Raw genomic sequence first — 20,453 nt, 5'->3', positions numbered from 1 at the left:
TGATTTTATATTCAACAAAAGCAGTTATTTTGTTAACAAATGGCGGTAATAAGTCCAATCAAAGTGAGGCCCCGGATCGGTTTTTCTATTTGGTGCAACATCACTATGCCCAGTAATGTTTTCTTCAATGGCAGGATAAAGAGCAATAAGTGATTGAGTTATCTTCACTAATTGTTGATATTGCTGCTGGGTAAAATCGCACTCATCAGTACCTTCAAGCTCAATGCCAATTGAGAAATCATTACATTTTTCTCTGCCTTTATATAAAGAAATGCCAGCGTGCCACGCTCTCTCAGTAAAAGGCACATATTGCACAATTTCTCCATCACGACGAATAAGGCAATGAGCTGATACTCTTAAGCTAACAATCTCACTAAAAAAAGGATGATCTTGTTCTGATAATGTATTGGTAAAAAGCTGATCAATATAAGGCCCACCAAATTGACCAGGAGGCAAACTGATATTATGAACAATTAATAAAGAAGGAAGCACACCTTCAGGTCTCTTATCATGATTAGGTGAAGGAACCTGCCTCGCATCGATTAGCCAACCATGTTTAATTTCCACATCAACCCTCTTTTAGTTTGTTTTAGCCATTATCAATAACTTTATTAATTCATACTCATCAATAAATGCGAACGTTGCCTCAATAATAAAGGTTAAATATGTATATCTCTTTTTTCTTTTCGATATTTTACTCAAACTTTATTTTATCTATTCGCCAATAAAGTCCTTTTTTTTCATACTTCTAGTGTCTATTACTCAAGGAGGACGCTAGATGAATGTACTTAATTATCACTCTAATGAAAATGGTTTTACCCTTATGGAGCTTATGATCGTGATTGCTATCATCTCGATTTTAAGCTCTGTTGCTATTCCAGCTTATCAAGGTTATATCCAAAAAGCCGCATTAACCGATGTACTGCAAACACTCTCGCCCTATCGTTCTGCGATGGAACTATGTCGTTATGAAAACGAACTTCAACACTGTAATTCTGATTCCCCCTTTATACCGCAACAATTTCGTAGTCGATATTTATCCGATATTAATGTGTTAAACGGCGTAATTAATGCAACTGGAAAATCGCAGCTTGATGGCCTAACGATCACAATGTCTTTAGAGAAAGGAATTAATGACCTTCTTCCGGTATGGAAAACACAATGTGTAGCCACAAATCTTACGTTGCAAAAACAGTGCAGTGAGATTTTAAAATCATATTAGCGCGTTAGATTAGATATACAGGAGCACTCAATATTGAGTGTTCTTATTACGCACTTTAAATATTGAAGACAACTTAGATAAATCAAACCGTATAAAGAGGTGAAGAATGGATATCACACACTCTGCAACAGAATTTATTGAGCATCTATTACGTGAAAGTATTTTAAAACGCGTCTCTGATTTACATATAGAGCCTCAACAAACCAGTGTAAGAATTCGCGCCAGAATAGATAATCATTTATATCTATTATCGTCTCCTCCAGATGAATTCTCTGAGGAAATAATCACTCGATTAAAGGTGCTTGCTAACTTAAATATTGCAGAAAAGCGGTTACCTCAAGATGGGCAATTTAGTTGGTCTTATCATGAAAAAAACTATTCAATACGAATAGCGACACTCCCCACGCTGTACGGTGAAAAAGTTGTTTTACGGCTTATTAATAATTTACAACAACCAGAATTAAATCATCTAGGCTTTCAATCTTCACATTTAACACTATTAAAGAAATATTTAAATTTACCGCAAGGAATGATTTTAGTCACCGGACCAACGGGAAGCGGAAAAACACTCACTTTATATAGTTGTTTACACTATTTAAATAAAGAAAACCTAAATATAAATAGTGTTGAAGATCCAGTTGAATTACCTCTAAAGGGCATTAATCAAACTCAAATTTCTGAAAAATCAGGGATCTCATTTGCGACAATATTACGAGCATTGCTACGCCAAGATCCTGACATTATTATGGTAGGTGAAATTCGTGACCAATCTACTGCTGAAATGGCAATAAAAGCAGCACAAACAGGGCACCTTGTATTATCAACCTTACATACTAATTCAGCTTCATCCACATTAATGCGTCTACATAACTTAGGGATTGAAAAAGATCTTATTCATTCCTGTGTGAGTTTAATTATTTCACAACGATTAGTCCGCTGTTTATGCCCACATTGTAAAATATGCTTATCTAATAAACAGCATATTAATATAAATAAAGAAATGGTCGAATTACCAAATTGGCAAGCTGTTGGTTGTCAGCAATGCTGTTCAGGCTATAACGGAAGAACGGCTATCTATGACTGCTTTGAGCCCTCAAAACAAGCACACTCATCCCTTTATCATTTGCTCTATTCTGGTTTTTCATTAATTAAACAAGGGATCACGACACTTGAGGAGGTTTATCAAACGCTCGGAGATATTGAATGAGATTACAGCTAATTTATCGCTATGATGCATTAACTTATCAAGGGGAATGGTGTACTGGAAAAATACTTGCGTCTTCTAATAACGAAGCATTTATTAACTTAACTCAGCAACAAAAAATCCCCATAAAAATACGTTTATATAAAATCGTTTTATTTCAAGATGCTGATAAACAATATAGAATTCAATTATTCGAACAATTAGCATTATTACTTCATTCTGGTTTAGCGCTTCTCCCTGCATTAACGCTATTAAAAAATGAATGTCGTTACTCACATTGGCAATGTGTATTAGAAGATATTATTTCTAACTTAATGCAAGGAGGTTCGCTTTCTAAACAATTAAATCGCTATCCACTTTACTTTCCAACCTCACTAAGTCGTTTTGTTTTTATTGGTGAAGAAAGTGGAAAATTAGATGAAGTGATTACTTTGCAAATAATACAATTAAAAAAACACCGAGAGATTGTAAAAAAAATCAAAAAAGCGTTTAAATATCCCCTATTTTTACTTACTGTATTAGTTTTTATTACCAGTATTATGTTGCTCTATGTTTTACCTGAATATCAATCCTTATACAGCGCCTTTAATACAGAACTTCCTCTTTTAACACTCACCCTTATTACTTATTCACAATGGCTTACGGATTATATCAGCATAATCGCGTTTATCTTTATCGGATTAATATTCTTTTATCGTTTAATTCGTTACTCTTTATCGCCCTTTTATTTCGCTGAACAAACTCTTTTTCTTCATATTCCCTATTTAGGTAAACTTTTAAAGTATCAGCAATTACATCTTATTTTTCAGATAATCAGTATTACACAACAAGCAGGATTACCTTTATTACAAGGCTTAAAAATAGGAATAGAACAACTTACACACCCTATTTATAAACGAGTTCTCTCTCAAATGAGTGATCACATTATGCAAGGTAAATCGTTGAGTTTATTTATGAAAAATGAACCTCTTTTTACGCCCATTTGTTATCAGTTTATTATTTGTGCAGAGAACTCAGGGCAGTTGCTCTATTTTTGCCAGCAATTAAGTGATTGGTTTTATCATCAACTTGATGAGCAATTAAATACAATTAGTACTTGGTTAGAGCCAATACTGATGATGGTCATTGCATTAATTATTGGCACATTAATCATTGCCATGTATCTTCCTATATTACAGTTAGGTGATACTATACAGTGAATCACAAATTTTATGAGTAACGCGCGGTTACTACGTGTTGCACTAACTTATTGATTGATGGTAATTCTATTACCTATTATGAGGTAGGATGTCAGGGTAGCAGAAAATCATCTATTATAATAACCGAATAAAACCTAAATATTGCGGTTATTATCTTGTGATAAAAACAAAATTAGGCTTTAGAATACCTAGACTAATAGTAAATTTTAATTCATTAAAAACAGATAAACACAAATGGCTTATACGGTTGCTCTTACAGGCGGAATTGGCAGCGGTAAAACTACCGTTGCTAATGCTTTTGCCTCATTAGGTGTACCTCTTGTTGATGCTGACATTATTGCTCGATTAGTGGTAGAGCCTCACTCCTTAGGACTCAATGCATTGCATCAGCATTTTGGTGACTGCATTTTGCTTCCCGATGGCTCGTTAAACCGAGCACAGCTGCGCCAGATTATTTTTGAAAATAATGAAGAAAAAACATGGGTAAATAATCTTCTTCATCCTCTTATACAGCAAGAGACGCAAAGACAAATACAACAAATTAAGGCACCTTATTTTATTTGGGTCGTTCCTTTATTAGTTGAAAATAAACTAACCCATTTAGCCTCTCGTGTTCTTGTTGTCGATGTGACTCAAGAAGAACAAATCGCAAGAACCATGAAACGAGATGGCGTAAGTCGAGAGCAAGTTCTCAATATTTTAAAAGCTCAAGCTCAAAGACAGGAACGATTAGCCGTTGCTGATGATATTATTGAAAATCACGATAATAGCCAAAATATGATTGGAAAAGTTAAACAACTCCATCAGCATTACTTAGAATTAGCTCAACAAGCGTTACAGGACAATTGCCATGAGTGATGACATCACAACAATCATCTTCGAACATCCCCTCAATGAAAAAATGCGTTCATGGCTTAGAATTGAAAACTCATTGATTCAAATTAACAGTTTTAGTGCAATTGATTCATTACCCACGGCACTCTCATTTTTCCGTGCGATATCAGAATTTATTGAAGTACTTGATCGTGGCGAAATCCGCGCTGAATTGCTTAAAGAATTAGAAAAAAGACAAAAAAAATTACAACAATGGCTTTCATTTCCTAATGTTGATAAAGCGATTGTCACTCAAATTATTGATGAATTAGCTGAAAATGCAGCCGTATTAAGCCAAGCACCTCGCATTGGTCAACATTTAAAACAAGATAAAGTCATCAGTTTAGTTAAACAACGTCTAAGTATTCCCGGTGGATGCTGTAACTTTGATGTACCAGCATTACATTTATGGCTAAGCTTACCTCAAACGACCCGTGATGAAAGATTACAAAGCTGGCTGATGGGTTTATTGCCATTACAAAATGCATTAAATAGTTTACTGATGCTTATTCGCCAATCAGATACATTTAAGCCAGCTCTCAGTCACCGTGGTTTTTATCAAGACAGCGCGGAAGAAGGTGAATTACTACGCCTTAAAATAGCCATCGATCACCAAATCTATCCTCAAGTCTCTGGGCATAAAAATCGCTATGCGATCCGCTTTTTACCACTTGATAGTGAAAATGGAACAGTACCTCTAGAGCTACCTTTTGAGATTGCTTGTTGCTAACATTATGTTTATTGATATGAGCATAAATCGCACCAATAAAATCTAGGAGAGATAATGAGCGAAGAATTAGTTGTAAAATGTCCAACCTGTCAAACAGAAGTTGTTTGGAATGAAAGTAGCCCTTATCGCCCTTTTTGTAGTAAGCGTTGCCAACTTATTGATTTAGGTGAATGGGCGGATGAATCAAAGCGTATTCCAAGCCAAAGCGATATTAATGACAGTGATGATTGGAGTGAAGCTCCGCAACAAGAGCCAAAAGACTTTTAATTTTCCAATCTTGAACATAAAAAATAGCCACTCAATCGAGTGGCTATTTTATTTATAAACGCTTATTTAGCACTATTCTACTTTTGCTTATTTTTGCAATAATGCCACAATGGTGCGATTAGCAGGCGGAAAATCATCAGCATTTAACGATCCAATAGATGTCCACTTGAATTCTTGCCCTTCTTTACCATAGGGCTCATTATCCCATTGCGTGACTAAGAAAAAGGATAAAGTAATGTGTCTATCTGGAAAATCATGCTCTACTGTTTCAAAAAGTGAGCATTGCGTTACATCAATACCGACTTCTTCTTGTAACTCACGTACTAGCGCCTGCTCTGGCGTCTCTTTATCTTCTAATTTCCCTCCCGGAAACTCCCAAAATCCTCCCATATGCGATTTTAGAGGGCGTTGGGTGATAAAGACATTATTGTGTTGATCACAAATAATACCCGCAGCAATATGTAGCTTTTTTTTATCCATTATAAACAACCTATTGAATAGTCACGTTATTATAACAACTTAACGTTATTATAACGTATATCCAACGACGCTACTCTGGTTTTCTTTCCCCGACTATCCTCGATTAATTAACGATAAATAGGTAAGAAACCGAACTGTGCTAATGTCTGGCAAATAATCCCTACAGCACCAAAAGCAATAACAGCATAAATTAATCCTTTACCTCCCCACACTTTGAAGCCTGAATTTGGGAATTTCTCGCGTGCTTTTAGCGCCATAACCGCAGGACAAATAATTGCCCATACACATGCCGCAGTACCTGCGTAAGCAATCGCAATTAAGAAACCATTAGGGAAAAGTAAACATAATAGTAAAGGCGGTGTGAAACATAAAACGCCAGATTTTAAGCGCCCTGTTTTGTTATCTTCGAATTTTAGTGATGCTAAAATATAGTCGAATAGACCAATCGCTACCCCTAAAAATGAACAGAATACGGCACTAATAGAAAACCATAATAAAAAGCCTTCAATATATTTACTATTTAATACAGTGTATAAAGAATCAATAAAGGCATCTAAGTTACCGCCCTTTTGGATAATGGTAATAAATTGCTCACGAGGTAAATTCCCCATAGTACCAATCATCCAAAGTAAATAAATCACCAGCGCTAACACACAACCAATAACACAACTTTTTACAACCTTTCTTTCATTTTCATGATAAAGCTTATAAAGGCTACAAACATTACCATGATAACCAAAAGAGGTTATAGCATAAGGAATGATGATAAAAATAAAAGGATAAAGGTATAATTGGCTTTTACCTTCAAAGGTTGCAGTAAATAATAAATCGCCTCTTGCTTTAAAGAATAAGCCCGAGAATGCTAATACAAATAGAACAATTTTAATAAATAAAAATATTGAGGTTAAACGGCTAGCACAAGCGCCTCCCCACCATATTGTTGCCCCAAGTACGATGGTAAATACAAAGAATATCACTCTAAGATTTAGGCTAAGTCCATATAATGATGAAGCTTCATAAATGATCGAACCCGCGGCAGAGATATAAGCATAAATTAATATATACAATACAAATATCAAGGAGGCATTCGCGAGATAACACGCCCATTTAGGTAATAACTCTTTCGATATATGAAAGTAGTTTGTTCCTGCGCCATATTTCGATATACATTCAAGAATATAAATTCCAGAATGAAACATAAAGAAACAGACAATAAATAATATAAAGAGTGAATTAATAAACCAAGCACCAGACATTATTGTTGGTAGGCTAAACATCCCCGCACCAATCATGGCGCCACCCAACACAAATCCCCCTACAATAATTGAGGGTTCTTTATTTACCGACTTATTTTCCATTTTTTAGTCCTTACTGAAATAAGGATAGGGCTCTCGCATTGCACGAGAGCCATTATTATTGTGGAGTATTATTTATTTGATAGGTTTTAATCTAGCAGTAAAGTGTCTTAATACAGGTGGTTCATATTCAAACTCAAGACCTTTAAGCGTTTTAAACTTCTCTTTTAAGCCGATAAGTGCGTCAGCAATATAATCCATATGGTCGTTGGTATAGACACGGCGCGCAATGGTTAAACGCATAAACTCCATATCTGCGTGTTTTTGTTCACCCGTTGCAGGATCACGACCTAATAAGAACGAACCGATTTCAACAGCACGCACACCTGACTCTAAATAAAGTGCATTAATTACCGCTTGAGCTGGGAATTGATCACCAGGAATATGTGGTACTAGTTTTTTACAGTCAACGAAAACCGCATGCCCGCCGGTAGGATATTGAATTGGAATACCCGCTTCACGTAGGCGATCACCCAGATATTGAACCTGACCAATACGATAGTGTAGATACTCTTCTTCAGTACCTTCTTCTAAACCTTGTACCATTGCTGCCATGTCACGCCCCGCTAAACCACCATAAGTGACAAAGCCTTCCATGGGTACACAGCGCTGTCTTGCTAAGGTGAAGACTTCTTCATTATCACGAATTGAGACTAAACCACCGATATTTAACAGTGGATCTTTCTTCGCTGACATTGTTAATGCGTCAGCATATTTATACATATCTAAAATAACTTCTTTTATGGTCGCATTTTTATATTTAGGATCACGCTGTTTAATGAAATACGCATTTTCACAATAACGTGCTGAGTCCATAACAACAAAAATACCGTGTTGTTTTGCGATTTCGTAAACTTCTCTTAAATTATCCATTGAAACAGGCTGACCACCAGCACTATTACAGGTCACTGTTGAAACAATGGCAACAATGTTATCAGCACCATGTTTAGCAATATTTTCTTTTAATTTAGCAATATCAAAATTGCCTTTCCAATCATCATAGGTTTCTGAATCAAACGCTTTTTCAGTCACAATATTAATTGCTTTACAGCCATTTAATTCAACGTGTGCTGCTGTTGTGTCAAAATGGAAGTTAGAAATAAATACAGGATTTTTCGCTTTTCCATCTTTTTGTTTATATTTTAATAATACTGGGAAAAGAATATTTTCAGCACCACGCCCTTGGTGAGCAGGAATAATATAATCGTAGTTAAATAACTCTTTGGCTTTATCTTTTAAATCATAATAGTTTCTTGAGCCTGCATAAGCTTCATCACCTGTTATCATTGCTGCCCACTGGTGATCACTCATTGCGTTAGTACCAGAGTCTGTTAATAAATCAATATAAACAGCATGACTTGGTAATAAGAATGGGTTATATCCTGCTTCTTTTAATGCGGCTTCACGTTCTTCTCTTGAAGGAACACGGATTTTTTCTACCATTTTAATACGGAATGGTTCTACGATTCTTTTAGCCATGATAATACCTTTAATATAAATTAAATAATAAAATTAAAATAAATAAAATAGTCTTCCCATTTAAATTAAATGGAAAAAGAGTATTAAATTATTTTGGATAGATATAAAAAAGGATTATTTTTCAGGAAAGAAGAAGGCGAGTTCAGAATCAATATTAAACCATTTCTTCAATCTGAAGAAACCTCTTAATATTATTAAAACATTAAATGATGAGAACATACTTTAACCCTTATAGTCAGGAAATAGTACAATTTACATGCTAATTTATATAACAGTTAGACACAATTAGTAATATAACAATAGTATATTTTGGATAAAAATCACACTATTTATGATAAATGATATATTAACGTGATCACTATCACTTACTTCAATCTTTAATAAACTCTTTTTTATAACTTAAATTTTTATTGATAATACTAAGTGGTAATACATGTATTCATATTACATTTTCATAGAATACAAGTTGTATTTAAATAACCATACTTTTTATCATGATTAATAATTTAACAATAAAAACCTAATCTTTTTACTTTTCTAGCATCCATTTTATTCATTAAAATGAAATAATAATTCATAAAATATTTATTCCAGAATAAAACATTAATAAACTTATAAACAACAAATGAAAAGCTAATTAGCATTCTGCTTTTTTTATATCTTCGAATCTCCTCTCATTATTTATCTTCTCTTTATAAAAAATGAAAAAATTTCAATTAACATAGCTTAATCGATGGTAATTTAAGCAAGAAAAAAATAACACAGCAGATTATAACTATGAAAATCAATACACTAGACACTATTTAAATAAATCATTTGTTTAAGTAATGTTATTTGAGATAGTAATCATTTTGGTTATGTCGCTATTTAATATCGAAACAGATGAAAATTTATCTTTATTTCATCGATTTTTAATTTCTTTTCATATTGAGAGTACCCGGTGTTTATTATTCTAAAATTAACGATAATATAAAAACATTAATTATTATCTTTCTATATTTAAGTAATATTATTTATATTTGAATTAATACCTTTATATTGAGGTAAAATGAGAAAAAAAGTTATTTTATTAACACTATTAAGTGGATTTTCAACCAGTGGATTAACAGCAAATGACGCCGGTTATGTAGGCTCGATGGGAGAATCGCGGCGTGCATTACAAGATAGTCAACGTGAAATAAATCAGCTTATTGAACAAAATCGCTATCAACAACTTCAAGAAAATGCATTAGCGGTTTCATCAACTCCCACACTTATTACTGAATCAGAACATTGTTTGCCTATTAATGGGGTTTATGTTCAAGGAATTACTTTACTTAATGAAAAAGATCTTGACTCCTTAACACCATTACCAGAGCAATGTATCAAAAGTGCTGACATTAACCGTTTAGTCAAAGAGTTAACTCAGCGCTACCTTCAACAGGGTTATATCACGGCCAGAGTTCAATTTTTACGTCCGAATCAAGAGCAACAACTTGGGTTGTATGTTATTGAAGGTTTTATTGAAAAAATTGAGGGTGGCGATCGAGGCGTTAACACCGCGTTACTTTTCCCTCATGTTGAAGGAGAGCCTCTTAAACTTTCAAAATTGGATCAGGGGTTGGATCAAGCAAACCGCTTACAATCGAATAAAGTTAAACTAGATATATTGCCTGGTACACAATTAGGTGGCTCCATTATTCAGCTCACCAATCAACGACAAGCGCCGTGGCATCTAAATATTTCAAGTGATAATTATGGGCAAAAAAACTCAGGACGCTGGTTAGTTCGAACGAATGCAAGCTTAGACAGCCCATTAGGGTTATCTGATTTTGTTAGCTTAAATGCCAGCATGACCACTGATAACCCCAATACACGTTTTAACCGTGCTTACACCCTACTCTATTCTTTACCTTATGGTGCATTGACATTCAGCACTTTTGGTAGCTATTCCGAGTATGAGTTTCATCAAGCATTACAAACACGTACTGTACGTTTATCCGGTGATACCACACAAGTTGGTTTAAGGGCCGATTACGCTTTTTATCGTAGTCAAAAACAAATTGATACCTTAAATATTCAGGTAACACATAAACGGATACGTAACTATTTTAGCCAAATCCGCCTTGATCTAAGTAGCCCTGCACTTACAACGGTAGAGTTAGGCATCAACCATTTACATATTGTTCCAAGTGGTGTCATCAACGTTAATTTAAGTGCTGAGAAAGCCATTGGTTGGTTTGGTGCTGACGGCTCACCTCGTGTTGCTAATGGCAATGGTAATGACTATCGCTTTACAAAAGTTAAGCTTTTTGCCAATTGGCAACATCGTTTTGCTATATCGGATTCTACATTTTTATTCAATAGCGCCTTCTTTGGTCAATATAGCCCTGACACCTTACCGGGTGTGGAATGGCTGAGTTTAACGGATAAAAACGCGATCCGTGGTTTTGATCAAAGCACACTTTCTGGCGATAACGGCGGCTATTTGCGCAATACCCTTTCTTATCCTTATCGGATAAACACATTTTCAATCACCCCTCGAATTGGTCTTGATGCTGGCCGCGTTCAACAACATGGCAACTATGAAGGATGGCGTAGTGGCTATGGGCTAAGTTCGGGCTTAAACCTCCAATATCAAAAAGCACAGTTCGATATTGAAGTCGCCAAGGGGCATTTGCTTTACAACCAAACGAATTCCAATAAAACCAAAGACCCTACTCAAGTGTTAGTTAGATTTTCATATTTATTTTGATTCACACTCATAGCAATAAACGGAGAAAACTCTATGAAATCAAAAAACTTCAAGCTCTCTCCTTCGGGTAGGCTTGCTGCATCTTTAGCGATTATTTTTGTATCACTAAATGCATATGCTGGCGGTATTGTTCCTGATGCGGGCAATCAAGGACCGAATGTTTCATCAGTGAATGGTGGCACTCAAGTCATTAATATCGTTACACCCAATAACGAAGGTATCTCTCATAACCAATATCAAGATTTTAATGTAGGTAAACCAGGGGCTGTTTTTAACAACGCTTTAGAGGCAGGACAATCACAGCTTGTTGGACAGCTAAATGCCAACAGTAACTTAAATGGACAAGCCGCTTCTTTAATTTTAAATGAAGTTGTTAGTCGTAACCCTTCGTTCTTATTAGGTCAGCAAGAAGTTTTTGGTATCGCTGCGGAATATGTGCTTTCTAACCCAAATGGTATTACTTGTGATGGATGCGGTTTTATCAATACCAGCCGATCTTCGTTGGTTGTAGGTAATCCACTGTTTGAAAATGGTGAGTTAAAAGGTTACAGCACGCTTAATAATACGAATTTACTTTCTATTGGTAAAAATGGATTACATGCACCCAGTCTTTTAGATTTAATTGCACCTCGCATTGATAGCCGAGGTAAAATAACAGCGGCAGAGATTTCTGCATTAACGGGTCAAAATACCTTCTCTCAACGCTTTGATATTCTTTCATCGCAAAAACCCGCGTCTGCCTTAGATAGTTATTTCTTTGGAAGTATGCAATCTGGTCGTATCCGCATCATTAATACCGCAGAAGGGAGTGGTGTTAAATTAACAGGTAAATTTGTTGCTGATAACGAATTAAGTGTCAGCGCGGACAATATTCAAACGGATAGCCAAGTTCGTTACGACAGTTACGACAAAGAGGGTAGTGAAAATTATCAAAATTACCGTGGAGGTATTGCTGTTAATAACAGTGGTTCAAGCCAGACTCTGACAAAAACAGAGTTAAAAGGTAAAAACATCACTTTAGTCGCTGGTAATAAAAACCAAATCAAAGCCTCTGATTTAATGGGGGATGATATTTTATTACAAGGGGCTCATTTAACTGTTGATGGTAAACAGTTACAACAAAAAGACACAGATACTGACAATCGTTGGTTCTATTCTTGGCAATATGATGTCACTAAAGAAAAAGAGCTAGTACAGCAAGTTGGTAGCCATATTGATGCTAAAAACAGTGCAACATTAACGGCAACTAAAGGTGATGTAACACTTGAAGGCGCCAAAGTTAATGCTGGTAACACACTGGCCATCAATGCCAATAAAGATATTAATATCAATGGATTAGTTGAAAAAGAAAATCGCAGTGAAAACGGCTATAAACGCAACCATACTTCTCGTTTAGAAACAGGTAGCTGGAGCAATAGCCATCAAACAGAAACCTTAAAAGCGAGTGAACTGACCGCAGGTAAAACGCTCGGCTTAAATGCTGAAGGCTCAGTTACCGCTCAAGGTGCAAAATTACATTCTAATGAGAATGTTGTTGTTAATGCCAAAGAGAACATCAATCTTAATGTTCAAAATACCAATAATGATAAAACAGTAACCAACAATCATGTTGTTTGGGGGGGTATCGGTGGCGGTAATAATAAGAATAATAACAACAAACAAGAAGTCAGCCATTCAACACAATTAACGGCTGACGGACAACTGTTACTTGCAGCAGATAACAGTGTCAAAGTCACAGGTAGTCAAGTAAAAGGCAATCAAGGTGCCTTTGTTAAAACGACTCAAGGTGATGTTGTTATTGATAATGCGATTAGCGAAACCATTACAAAAACAGATGAACGTACAGGTACAGCATTTAACATCACTAAAAATTCTCACAAGAATGAAACTAACCAACAGCATTCAACGGGTAGTGAATTAGTTTCTGATGCAGAGTTAACTGTAGTCAGTGGCAAAGATGTTAACGTCATTGGTAGCTTAATTAAAAGTGCTGATGAGTTAGGTATTAAATCGTTAGGTGACATCAACGTTAAATCTGCACAGCAAACCACAAAAATCAATGATGAAAAAACATCATTAGAGATCACGGGTCATGCTAAAGAAGTCGAAGACAAGCAATATAGCGCAGGTTTTCATATCACGCATACCTCCAATAAAAACAATAGCACTGAAACTGAACAAGTCGGATCTACTATTAGTGGTGGCAGTGTTAAAGTTCAAGCGGATAAAGATGTCACTTTTGCAGGTTCTGATTTAAAAACAACTGCGGGTAATGCCACTGTTTCTGGTGACAATATTGCTTTTGTTGCAACAGAAAACAAAAAAGAAACAGACAGTACAGATAGAACCATCTCAGGTGGTTTTAGCTATACCGGTGGAGTTGATAAAATCGGTAGTAAAGCTGATTTCCAATATGACAAACAGCATACAACAACTGAGATCACCAAAAATAAAGGTAGCGAAACTCAAGTTGCAGGTGATTTAACCATGACTGCAAACAATGATGTGACGCATCAAGGTGCATCACACAAAGTTGATGGTGCGTATAAAGAATCAGGTGAAAATATCAATCACCTTGCTGCAAATGACAGTGCAACATCGAAAACAGATACCTTAAATATCGGTGTCGATGTGGGTGTTAATCTTGATTATAGCGGTGTGACTAAACCGATTAAAAAAGCAGTAGAAGACGGAATTGATACCACAAAACCGGGTAACAATACCGATATGGATAAGAAAGTTACCTTTAAAGATGCTATTAGCAATCTTGCTAACTTAAGTAATTTAGAAGCACCTAATGTCGGTGTTGAAGTTGGTATTAAAGGAGGCGGTAGTCAGAAATCACAAAGCGATAGCCAAGCAGTTTCAACATCAATTACTGCGAGTAAAATCAATTCTGATAGTAATAACAACTTACGTGACCAAGGTACTCATTATCAATCTACCCAAGGTGATATTGCTCTAACTGCTAACTCTCACACCAGTGAAGCGGCGCAAAATCAACACCAAGAGTCCTTCCATGAAACAACGGGGGGGGGTCAAGTTGGTGTCAGCACGAAAACAGGTAGTGATATTACTGTTGCCATTAAAGGTGAAGGTAAAACTACTGACACAAACTTAACCACAACGAAAGCTGATGGTAGCCAGTTTAATTCAACGGGTAATATCAATATTAATGTACGTGAAGACGCACATTATGAAGGCGCTAAATTTGATGCTCAAGATGGGAAAATGGTCATTAATGCTGGCGGTGATTTAACACTTGCACAAGCAACAGATACTCATTCTGAAAGCCAACATAACGTGAATGGCAGTGCAAACCTGAAAGTCGGTACAACACCAGACAGTAAAGATTACGGTGGCGGTTTTAACGCAGGTGGCGCTAATCATCAAAAAGATCAAACAACAGCAAAAGCAGGTTCAGTGAATGGCTCTCAAGGTATTGAGTTAAATTCAGGCCATAATCTGACTTTACAAGGTACTCATTTAACCAGCGAAAATGATGTTGCTCTGACGGCAACTAACAAAGTTGATTTCCAAGCAACAGAATCTCAACGTACTGAAACAGGTAAGAACTTATCTGGTGGATTACAAGCGGGCTTTGGTCAAAAAACAGGAGATAAATCATCTTCTGTTAATGGGTTAGGTGGCGCTGAATTTGCTATTGGTAAGCAAGATGAAAAAACAGTCTCTCGTGAAGGTGGAACTATTGCTAACCAAGGTAATTTAACCGTTAACGGTAGCTCTATTAATCTTCAAGGGACTAAAGTTAATAGCAAAGATACACAATTAACCTCTCAATCTGGTGATATCACGCTGACATCAGCACAATCCACTGATTACAAAAATAATTGGGGAACTGATATCTCTTTAAATGGCAAACAAACGAATACGACGCCAAAAGAAGTGACAGAAGAAAATCCAGCAACTTCTATCCATAATATTGGTGGCAAAGTTTTAGTAAACGTTGAAGATCAACAAAAATCTACACACCAAAATGCATCAATAGAAACAGGCACATTAACGGTAAATAGCGACAAAAATCTCGCTCTTTCTGGTGCAAATATTTCTGCGGATAGTGTGACGGGTAATGTAGGGGGTGACTTTACAATCACTAGCCAAAAAGACAGCGATCGTCACGTTAATGTTGATGTAAATATCGGTTACAACCACAACAATGATCCTAAATCGAGCCAAGTTGATAAAACAGCTAAAGCAGGTGGATCATTATTAGAAAATACAATCAAAGAAACTATTGATTCAGGTATTAAATCTGCAACTGATGTTATCTCTGATAAATACAATTCACTCTCTTCAACTATCGCAGATAAAACCGGTATCAGTGGCGAAACGAAAGCCAAAATTGATAAAGGTGTTGGCACAGTAGGTAATGGTATCAAAAATATCGTAACAGGTGCTGAAGGCCATACGGCGAATGCAGATATTAAAGTTTCTCATATTGATAATGATGCTGTTAATCAGACAACAACCTTAACAAGCAAAAATGATATTTCATTAAATGTAAGTGGCACAACTAAACTTACAGGTGCTGAAATTAAAAGCGAACAAGGTCAGGTTGATTTAGGTGGTAGTAACGTTCAATTAAACAATATTGAAGGTCATCAATATGAAGCAGGTGCAGATCTTGATCTGAAATCATCTGCTGTTGATTTAGTGAAACAACTTGCAGGTGGTGACTTATCATTAAAATCACCCGTTAAAGTGAATGAAACTGTAAACACAAAATCGTCTATTTCTGAAAAATAATAGACACCCTATAAAAGAGTAATGCCTATTCTTTTGTAAACCAAACCCGCTTGTTATCACAATAAGCGGGTTTTTTATGTATCAATTTCAATATGGAAAAGTGTCAACCTGATTTAGGACGGGTCAGAGCCAATAAACAAGACCCACTTATCACTAAGTGGGTCTTGTTTTAATCAATGTGTTACAGGCTTATCATCATATAAAATCAATAACTAACCTAACTGACCATGACAATGCTTAAATTTCTTACCTGATCCACAAGGGCATGGTTCATTACGACCGACTTTTTTACCTGCGGCAACTTGACCATCTACTGCTGACATTTGAGATTCTTTTGTCACTTCATGGCTTAATTGTTGTTGTTTAGCTAAACGCTCAGCTTCTTCACGACGACGACGCTCTAACTCTTCAACTTCTTCAGGTAAACGCACTTGTACTTTGCTTAGTGTGCTGATCACTTCATATTTCAGTGATTCCAACATGTTAGCAAACATAGCGAACGATTCACGTTTGTACTCTTGTTTTGGATCTTTTTGTGCATAACCACGTAAGTGGATACCTTGACGTAAATAATCCATTGCTGCCAAGTGCTCTTTCCACAGTGAATCCAGCGTTTGCAACATCACGCCTTTTTCGAAGTTACGCATCATTTCAGCACTAACGATTTCTTCTTTTGCTTTATAAACTTCGATAGATTTTTCTAAAATACGCTCACGTAATGTTTCTTCGTGTAATTCTGGCTCTTTATCTAACCACTCTTTGATTGGTAAATTTAAATCAAAGTCTTTTTGTAGACATGCCGTTAAACCTTCGATATCCCACATTTCTTCTAGTGATTGAGGTGGAATATAGTTATCAATCATTGAAGTGAAGACGTCTTGACGAATGCTATCGATAGTTTCGCTTACGTCTGCTACATCCAGTAATTCATTACGCTGAGTATAAATTGCACGACGCTGGTCATTTGCCACATCATCATATTCAAGCAATTGCTTACGAATATCAAAGTTGCGGTTTTCTACTTTACGTTGTGCGTTTGCAATTGCTTTAGTTACCCAAGGGTGCTCAATCGCTTCGGTTTCATTCATGCCTAATTTACGCATCATGCCAGACACTTTGTCTGAAGCAAAAATACGCATTAAGGAGTCTTCCATAGACAAATAGAAACGAGAAGAACCTTCATCCCCTTGACGACCCGCACGACCACGTAACTGGTTATCAATACGACGAGATTCATGACGCTCAGTACCAATGATATGTAAACCACCTGATGCTAATACTGCATCATGACGCTCTTTCCATTTAGCTTTGATTTCTTCGATTTGCTCTTCAGTTGGCTCTTCAAGTTTAGCCACTTCAGTTTGCCAGCTACCCCCTAACACGATATCGGTACCACGACCCGCCATGTTAGTTGCGATTGTTACCGCTGAAGGTAAACCTGCGTTAGCAATAATGTCCGCTTCCATGGCGTGGAATTTCGCATTCAGCACGTTATGGTGAACATTCGCTTTAGTCAATGCTTTAGAAATTTCTTCTGATTTTTCAATTGAAATGGTACCGACAAGAACAGGCTGGCCATTTTGAGTTCGTTCACGAATATCTTCAATAATAGCTGCAAATTTACCTTGCTCATTCATATAGACTAAGTCAGGGAGATCTTTACGTACCATTGGGCGGTTCGTTGGGATAACAATTGTTTCTAATCGATAAATAGAGTTAAACTCGAACGCTTCAGTATCTGCAGTACCGGTCATCCCCGCTAATTTTTCGTATAAACGGAAATAGTTTTGGAATGTGATTGATGCTAATGTCTGGTTCTCATTTTGGATCTTCACACCTTCTTTTGCTTCAACCGCTTGGTGTAAACCATCAGACCAACGACGACCTTGCATTGTACGACCAGTATGTTCGTCAACAATGATAACTTCGCCATCTTTAACAATGTAGTCAACGTCTTTGGTAAACAGTGCGTGAGCACGTAATGCTGCTGTCACATGGTGCATTAACATAATATTAGCGGGTGAGTATAAAGACTCCCCTTCTTTCATCATGCCTGCATCTGCTAATAACCCTTCAATTTTAACCAGACCGCGTTCAGTGATGTTCACTTGACGTGTTTTTTCATCAACAGAGTAATCACCTTCACCTTGGAAAGTATCTGAGTCTTCTTTTTCTTGAGGGATCAAGTGAGGGATCACTTTATTCATTTGGATATAAAGCTCAGAACTGTCTTCTGCTGGGCCTGAAATGATCAGAGGTGTACGCGCTTCATCGATTAAGATTGAGTCAACCTCATCCACTAATGCATAGTGTAATTTACGTTGAACACGCTCTTGGGGACTAAATGCCATGTTGTCACGGAGATAGTCGAAACCGAACTCATTGTTCGTACCATAAGTGATATCAGCATTATAAGCTTCGCGTTTTACTGGTGGTGCCATATTTGGCAAGTTGATACCAACGCTTAAACCTAAGAATTCAAACAGAGGTCGGTTATTTTCGGCGTCACGTTGTGCCAGATAGTCATTGACAGTAACAACGTGAACCCCTTTACCTGATAGCGCATTTAAGTATGCAGGTAATGTTGCGGTTAATGTTTTACCTTCACCTGTACGCATCTCTGCAATACAACGCTCATTTAGAACCATACCACCAATTAACTGTACATCGAAGTGACGCATACCAAAGACGCGCTTACTTGCTTCACGAACAGTAGCAAATGCTTCAGGTAAAATATCTTCTTCTTTCTCACCGTTTTTTAAACGCTCACGAAATTCATTTGTTTTCGCTTTTAGCTCATCATCCGTCAGCTTTTCAAATTCTGGTTCTAGTTTATTAATTTCAACAACAACTTTGCGCATACGACGGATTGAACGATCATTACGACTACCAAAAATTTTGGTTACAATTTTACCTAACATAAATCTTTATTCTCATTTATGGCGTGAAACGCCGAAAACAGCCTCTGTATTTATCAATAAACAGAGATAATCATAATCTTATTAGATTAAGTGACTCAATTAAGCTGTTAGGTAAGGCCCTGCGCGAATACCTCGGATTTGTGCAAGCCATAATCCGGTATGATAGGAAATTGTATTCTGTACTAAAACATAGCCAGAAAGAGGAAGGTTGCTTAGTGCCGATGATGGAGTCTCTGTTAATAAGGCATACAGAGTATCAAGCATAACCTCTGCAACATTAGAAACAGGTAACGGTTCATCTTTGGCTTTAACCATCAATTCAGGCGAATTAATGGTGAATGCAAAAGAGAGCTGTTTAATCACATTTTTTACTGCGTGTTGTTGCCAGTAATTAAAGGTGAAGGATGAAGCAGGATTCTGTACACTTTGGCGTAAGAATAAGTTATCAAACGCAATAAGTGCCTGACTTTGACGGTTTTGAGATGAAGGGGTATCAGTTTGCTGTGGATTTTCGGCATGGGCAGACAACAGCGAAGGTATTCCAATACCTGCTGCTACCATCCCTAAAAGCAGGTGCGACCAAAAATATCGCCTGCCAAACTGTCGCCAAAAACTTATAATGCTCATTAACCTTCGTTGCTCATTAATTTTTATTTTGTGGAGTCAAAATCTATGCGGGATAGTTACCCACAATCATTGGAAAAAATCTTCATTGAACTTGAAGGTTCCAACAAGAGTACATTACAACTTATCCAACAGCGTGCAACAATTTTACTAAAATTAAATCGCGCCGTCATGGCTCTTTTGCCCGTTCCTTTACGAGATAAGTGCCGTGTCGCAAATTATCGCAATGCCATTTTAATTATTGAAGTTGCAAACGCAAGTTGGTTAACGCGATTACGTTATGAAACCCCGTCATTACTTTCCGCATTGAGACAAGAAATTTTACCATCCTTATCCTCAATAGACATCAAAATAAATCCGTCTTTGGGAATAAAACAGGAAAAAAGATCTTTAATATCATCATTAAAAGAGCAAGAGCCGACAAAGAGACGTCACTTAAGTTTAGAAAGCGCACAGTCATTGAAATATTTGGCAGAAAAAAGCCCGAAGAAATTAAGAGAGAGATTAGAACGGTTGGCTGCACTTGCCGGAGAGAGTACAAGTACAGCCAAAGATGAACGTTAATTAGAGATAATTAACGTTCTTTCCTTCGCAGGAA

General features: G+C 36.6%; 16 protein-coding genes. 9 read left to right on the top strand and 7 right to left on the bottom strand.

The features are described from left to right. Nucleotides 1-24: 24 nt before the first annotated feature. On the bottom strand, nucleotides 25-567 hold the full coding sequence (ampD, locus tag B6258_RS08040; RefSeq protein WP_099074821.1) for a 1,6-anhydro-N-acetylmuramyl-L-alanine amidase AmpD: 543 nt from the start codon (nucleotides 565-567) through the stop codon (nucleotides 25-27). A 211-nt stretch (nucleotides 568-778) separates the two neighbouring features. Between ampD and ppdD the strand changes: the two genes are divergently transcribed. The 6 genes from ppdD (at nucleotide 779) to yacG (ending at nucleotide 5,495) form a co-directional block, all read left to right on the top strand. After that, on the top strand, nucleotides 779-1,222 hold the full coding sequence (gene ppdD / locus B6258_RS08035) for a prepilin peptidase-dependent pilin (protein ID WP_099074820.1): 444 nt from the start codon (nucleotides 779-781) through the stop codon (nucleotides 1,220-1,222). Nucleotides 1,223-1,328: 106 nt separating this feature from the next. Then, on the top strand, nucleotides 1,329-2,429 hold the full coding sequence (locus B6258_RS08030) for an ATPase, T2SS/T4P/T4SS family (protein ID WP_099074819.1): 1,101 nt from the start codon (nucleotides 1,329-1,331) through the stop codon (nucleotides 2,427-2,429). Next, entirely contained in the window at nucleotides 2,426-3,625 is a 1,200-nt protein-coding gene (locus tag B6258_RS08025) for a type II secretion system F family protein (RefSeq protein ID WP_099074818.1), read from the top strand. Before B6258_RS08030 ends, B6258_RS08025 begins: the two co-directional genes overlap by 4 nt. Nucleotides 3,626-3,859: 234 nt before the next feature. Then, the gene (coaE, locus tag B6258_RS08020; RefSeq protein WP_099074817.1) at nucleotides 3,860-4,483 is read left to right on the top strand and encodes a dephospho-CoA kinase; all 624 of its coding nucleotides are present in this window, start codon (nucleotides 3,860-3,862) and stop codon (nucleotides 4,481-4,483) included. Further along, nucleotides 4,476-5,228 carry a cell division protein ZapD gene (gene zapD / locus B6258_RS08015; RefSeq protein ID WP_099074816.1) on the top strand — a complete coding sequence of 251 codons (753 nt, stop codon included), beginning with the start codon at nucleotides 4,476-4,478 and terminating at the stop codon, nucleotides 5,226-5,228. Before coaE ends, zapD begins: the two co-directional genes overlap by 8 nt. Nucleotides 5,229-5,282: 54 nt before the next feature. Next, nucleotides 5,283-5,495, top strand: coding sequence for a DNA gyrase inhibitor YacG (gene yacG / locus B6258_RS08010; protein ID WP_069367708.1), 213 nt, complete (start codon nucleotides 5,283-5,285; stop codon nucleotides 5,493-5,495). An 87-nt stretch (nucleotides 5,496-5,582) separates the two neighbouring features. Here yacG and mutT read toward each other — a convergent pair whose 3' ends face one another. From mutT to tnaC, 4 genes are all read right to left on the bottom strand, one after another. Then, complete coding sequence (gene mutT, locus B6258_RS08005) at nucleotides 5,583-5,975, bottom strand: 8-oxo-dGTP diphosphatase MutT (protein ID WP_099074815.1); 393 nt, start codon at nucleotides 5,973-5,975, stop codon at nucleotides 5,583-5,585. A 107-nt stretch (nucleotides 5,976-6,082) separates the two neighbouring features. Continuing rightward, on the bottom strand, nucleotides 6,083-7,333 hold the full coding sequence (locus B6258_RS08000; protein WP_099074814.1) for an aromatic amino acid transporter: 1,251 nt from the start codon (nucleotides 7,331-7,333) through the stop codon (nucleotides 6,083-6,085). Between the two features lie 72 nt (nucleotides 7,334-7,405). Then, nucleotides 7,406-8,809, bottom strand: a complete 1,404-nt coding sequence (locus B6258_RS07995; protein ID WP_099074813.1) for a tryptophanase — start codon at nucleotides 8,807-8,809, stop codon at nucleotides 7,406-7,408. 114 nt (nucleotides 8,810-8,923) lie between these two features. Next, entirely contained in the window at nucleotides 8,924-9,028 is a 105-nt protein-coding gene (gene tnaC, locus B6258_RS18550) for a tryptophanase leader peptide (RefSeq protein WP_071788547.1), read from the bottom strand. Between the two features lie 829 nt (nucleotides 9,029-9,857). On the opposite strand from tnaC, the gene B6258_RS07985 reads away from it, so the two are divergent. Beyond that, nucleotides 9,858-11,543: a ShlB/FhaC/HecB family hemolysin secretion/activation protein gene (locus B6258_RS07985; RefSeq protein WP_099074812.1), complete on the top strand. Its 1,686-nt coding sequence runs from the start codon at nucleotides 9,858-9,860 to the stop codon at nucleotides 11,541-11,543. 33 nt (nucleotides 11,544-11,576) lie between these two features. Beyond that, complete coding sequence (hpmA, locus tag B6258_RS07980; protein WP_099074811.1) at nucleotides 11,577-16,310, top strand: calcium-independent hemolysin HpmA; 4,734 nt, start codon at nucleotides 11,577-11,579, stop codon at nucleotides 16,308-16,310. Between the two features lie 212 nt (nucleotides 16,311-16,522). Here hpmA and secA read toward each other — a convergent pair whose 3' ends face one another. Both secA and secM read right to left on the bottom strand, forming a co-directional pair. Beyond that, a complete protein-coding gene (gene secA, locus B6258_RS07975; RefSeq protein WP_099074810.1) occupies nucleotides 16,523-19,231 on the bottom strand; it encodes a preprotein translocase subunit SecA in 2,709 nt (902 codons plus the stop codon). A gap of 99 nt (nucleotides 19,232-19,330) precedes the next feature. Then, complete coding sequence (gene secM, locus B6258_RS07970) at nucleotides 19,331-19,858, bottom strand: secA translation cis-regulator SecM (protein ID WP_099074809.1); 528 nt, start codon at nucleotides 19,856-19,858, stop codon at nucleotides 19,331-19,333. Between the two features lie 45 nt (nucleotides 19,859-19,903). On the opposite strand from secM, the gene B6258_RS07965 reads away from it, so the two are divergent. Continuing rightward, a complete protein-coding gene (locus B6258_RS07965) occupies nucleotides 19,904-20,419 on the top strand; it encodes a DUF721 domain-containing protein (protein WP_099074808.1) in 516 nt (171 codons plus the stop codon). The last annotated feature ends 34 nt before the right edge of the window (nucleotides 20,420-20,453 follow it).

The organism is Proteus alimentorum (assembly GCF_002607735.1).
Lineage (GTDB): Bacteria > Pseudomonadota > Gammaproteobacteria > Enterobacterales > Enterobacteriaceae > Proteus > Proteus alimentorum.
Note: the sequence above shows the minus strand (reverse complement) of the source record. Positions and strands in the feature narration are given on the sequence as shown.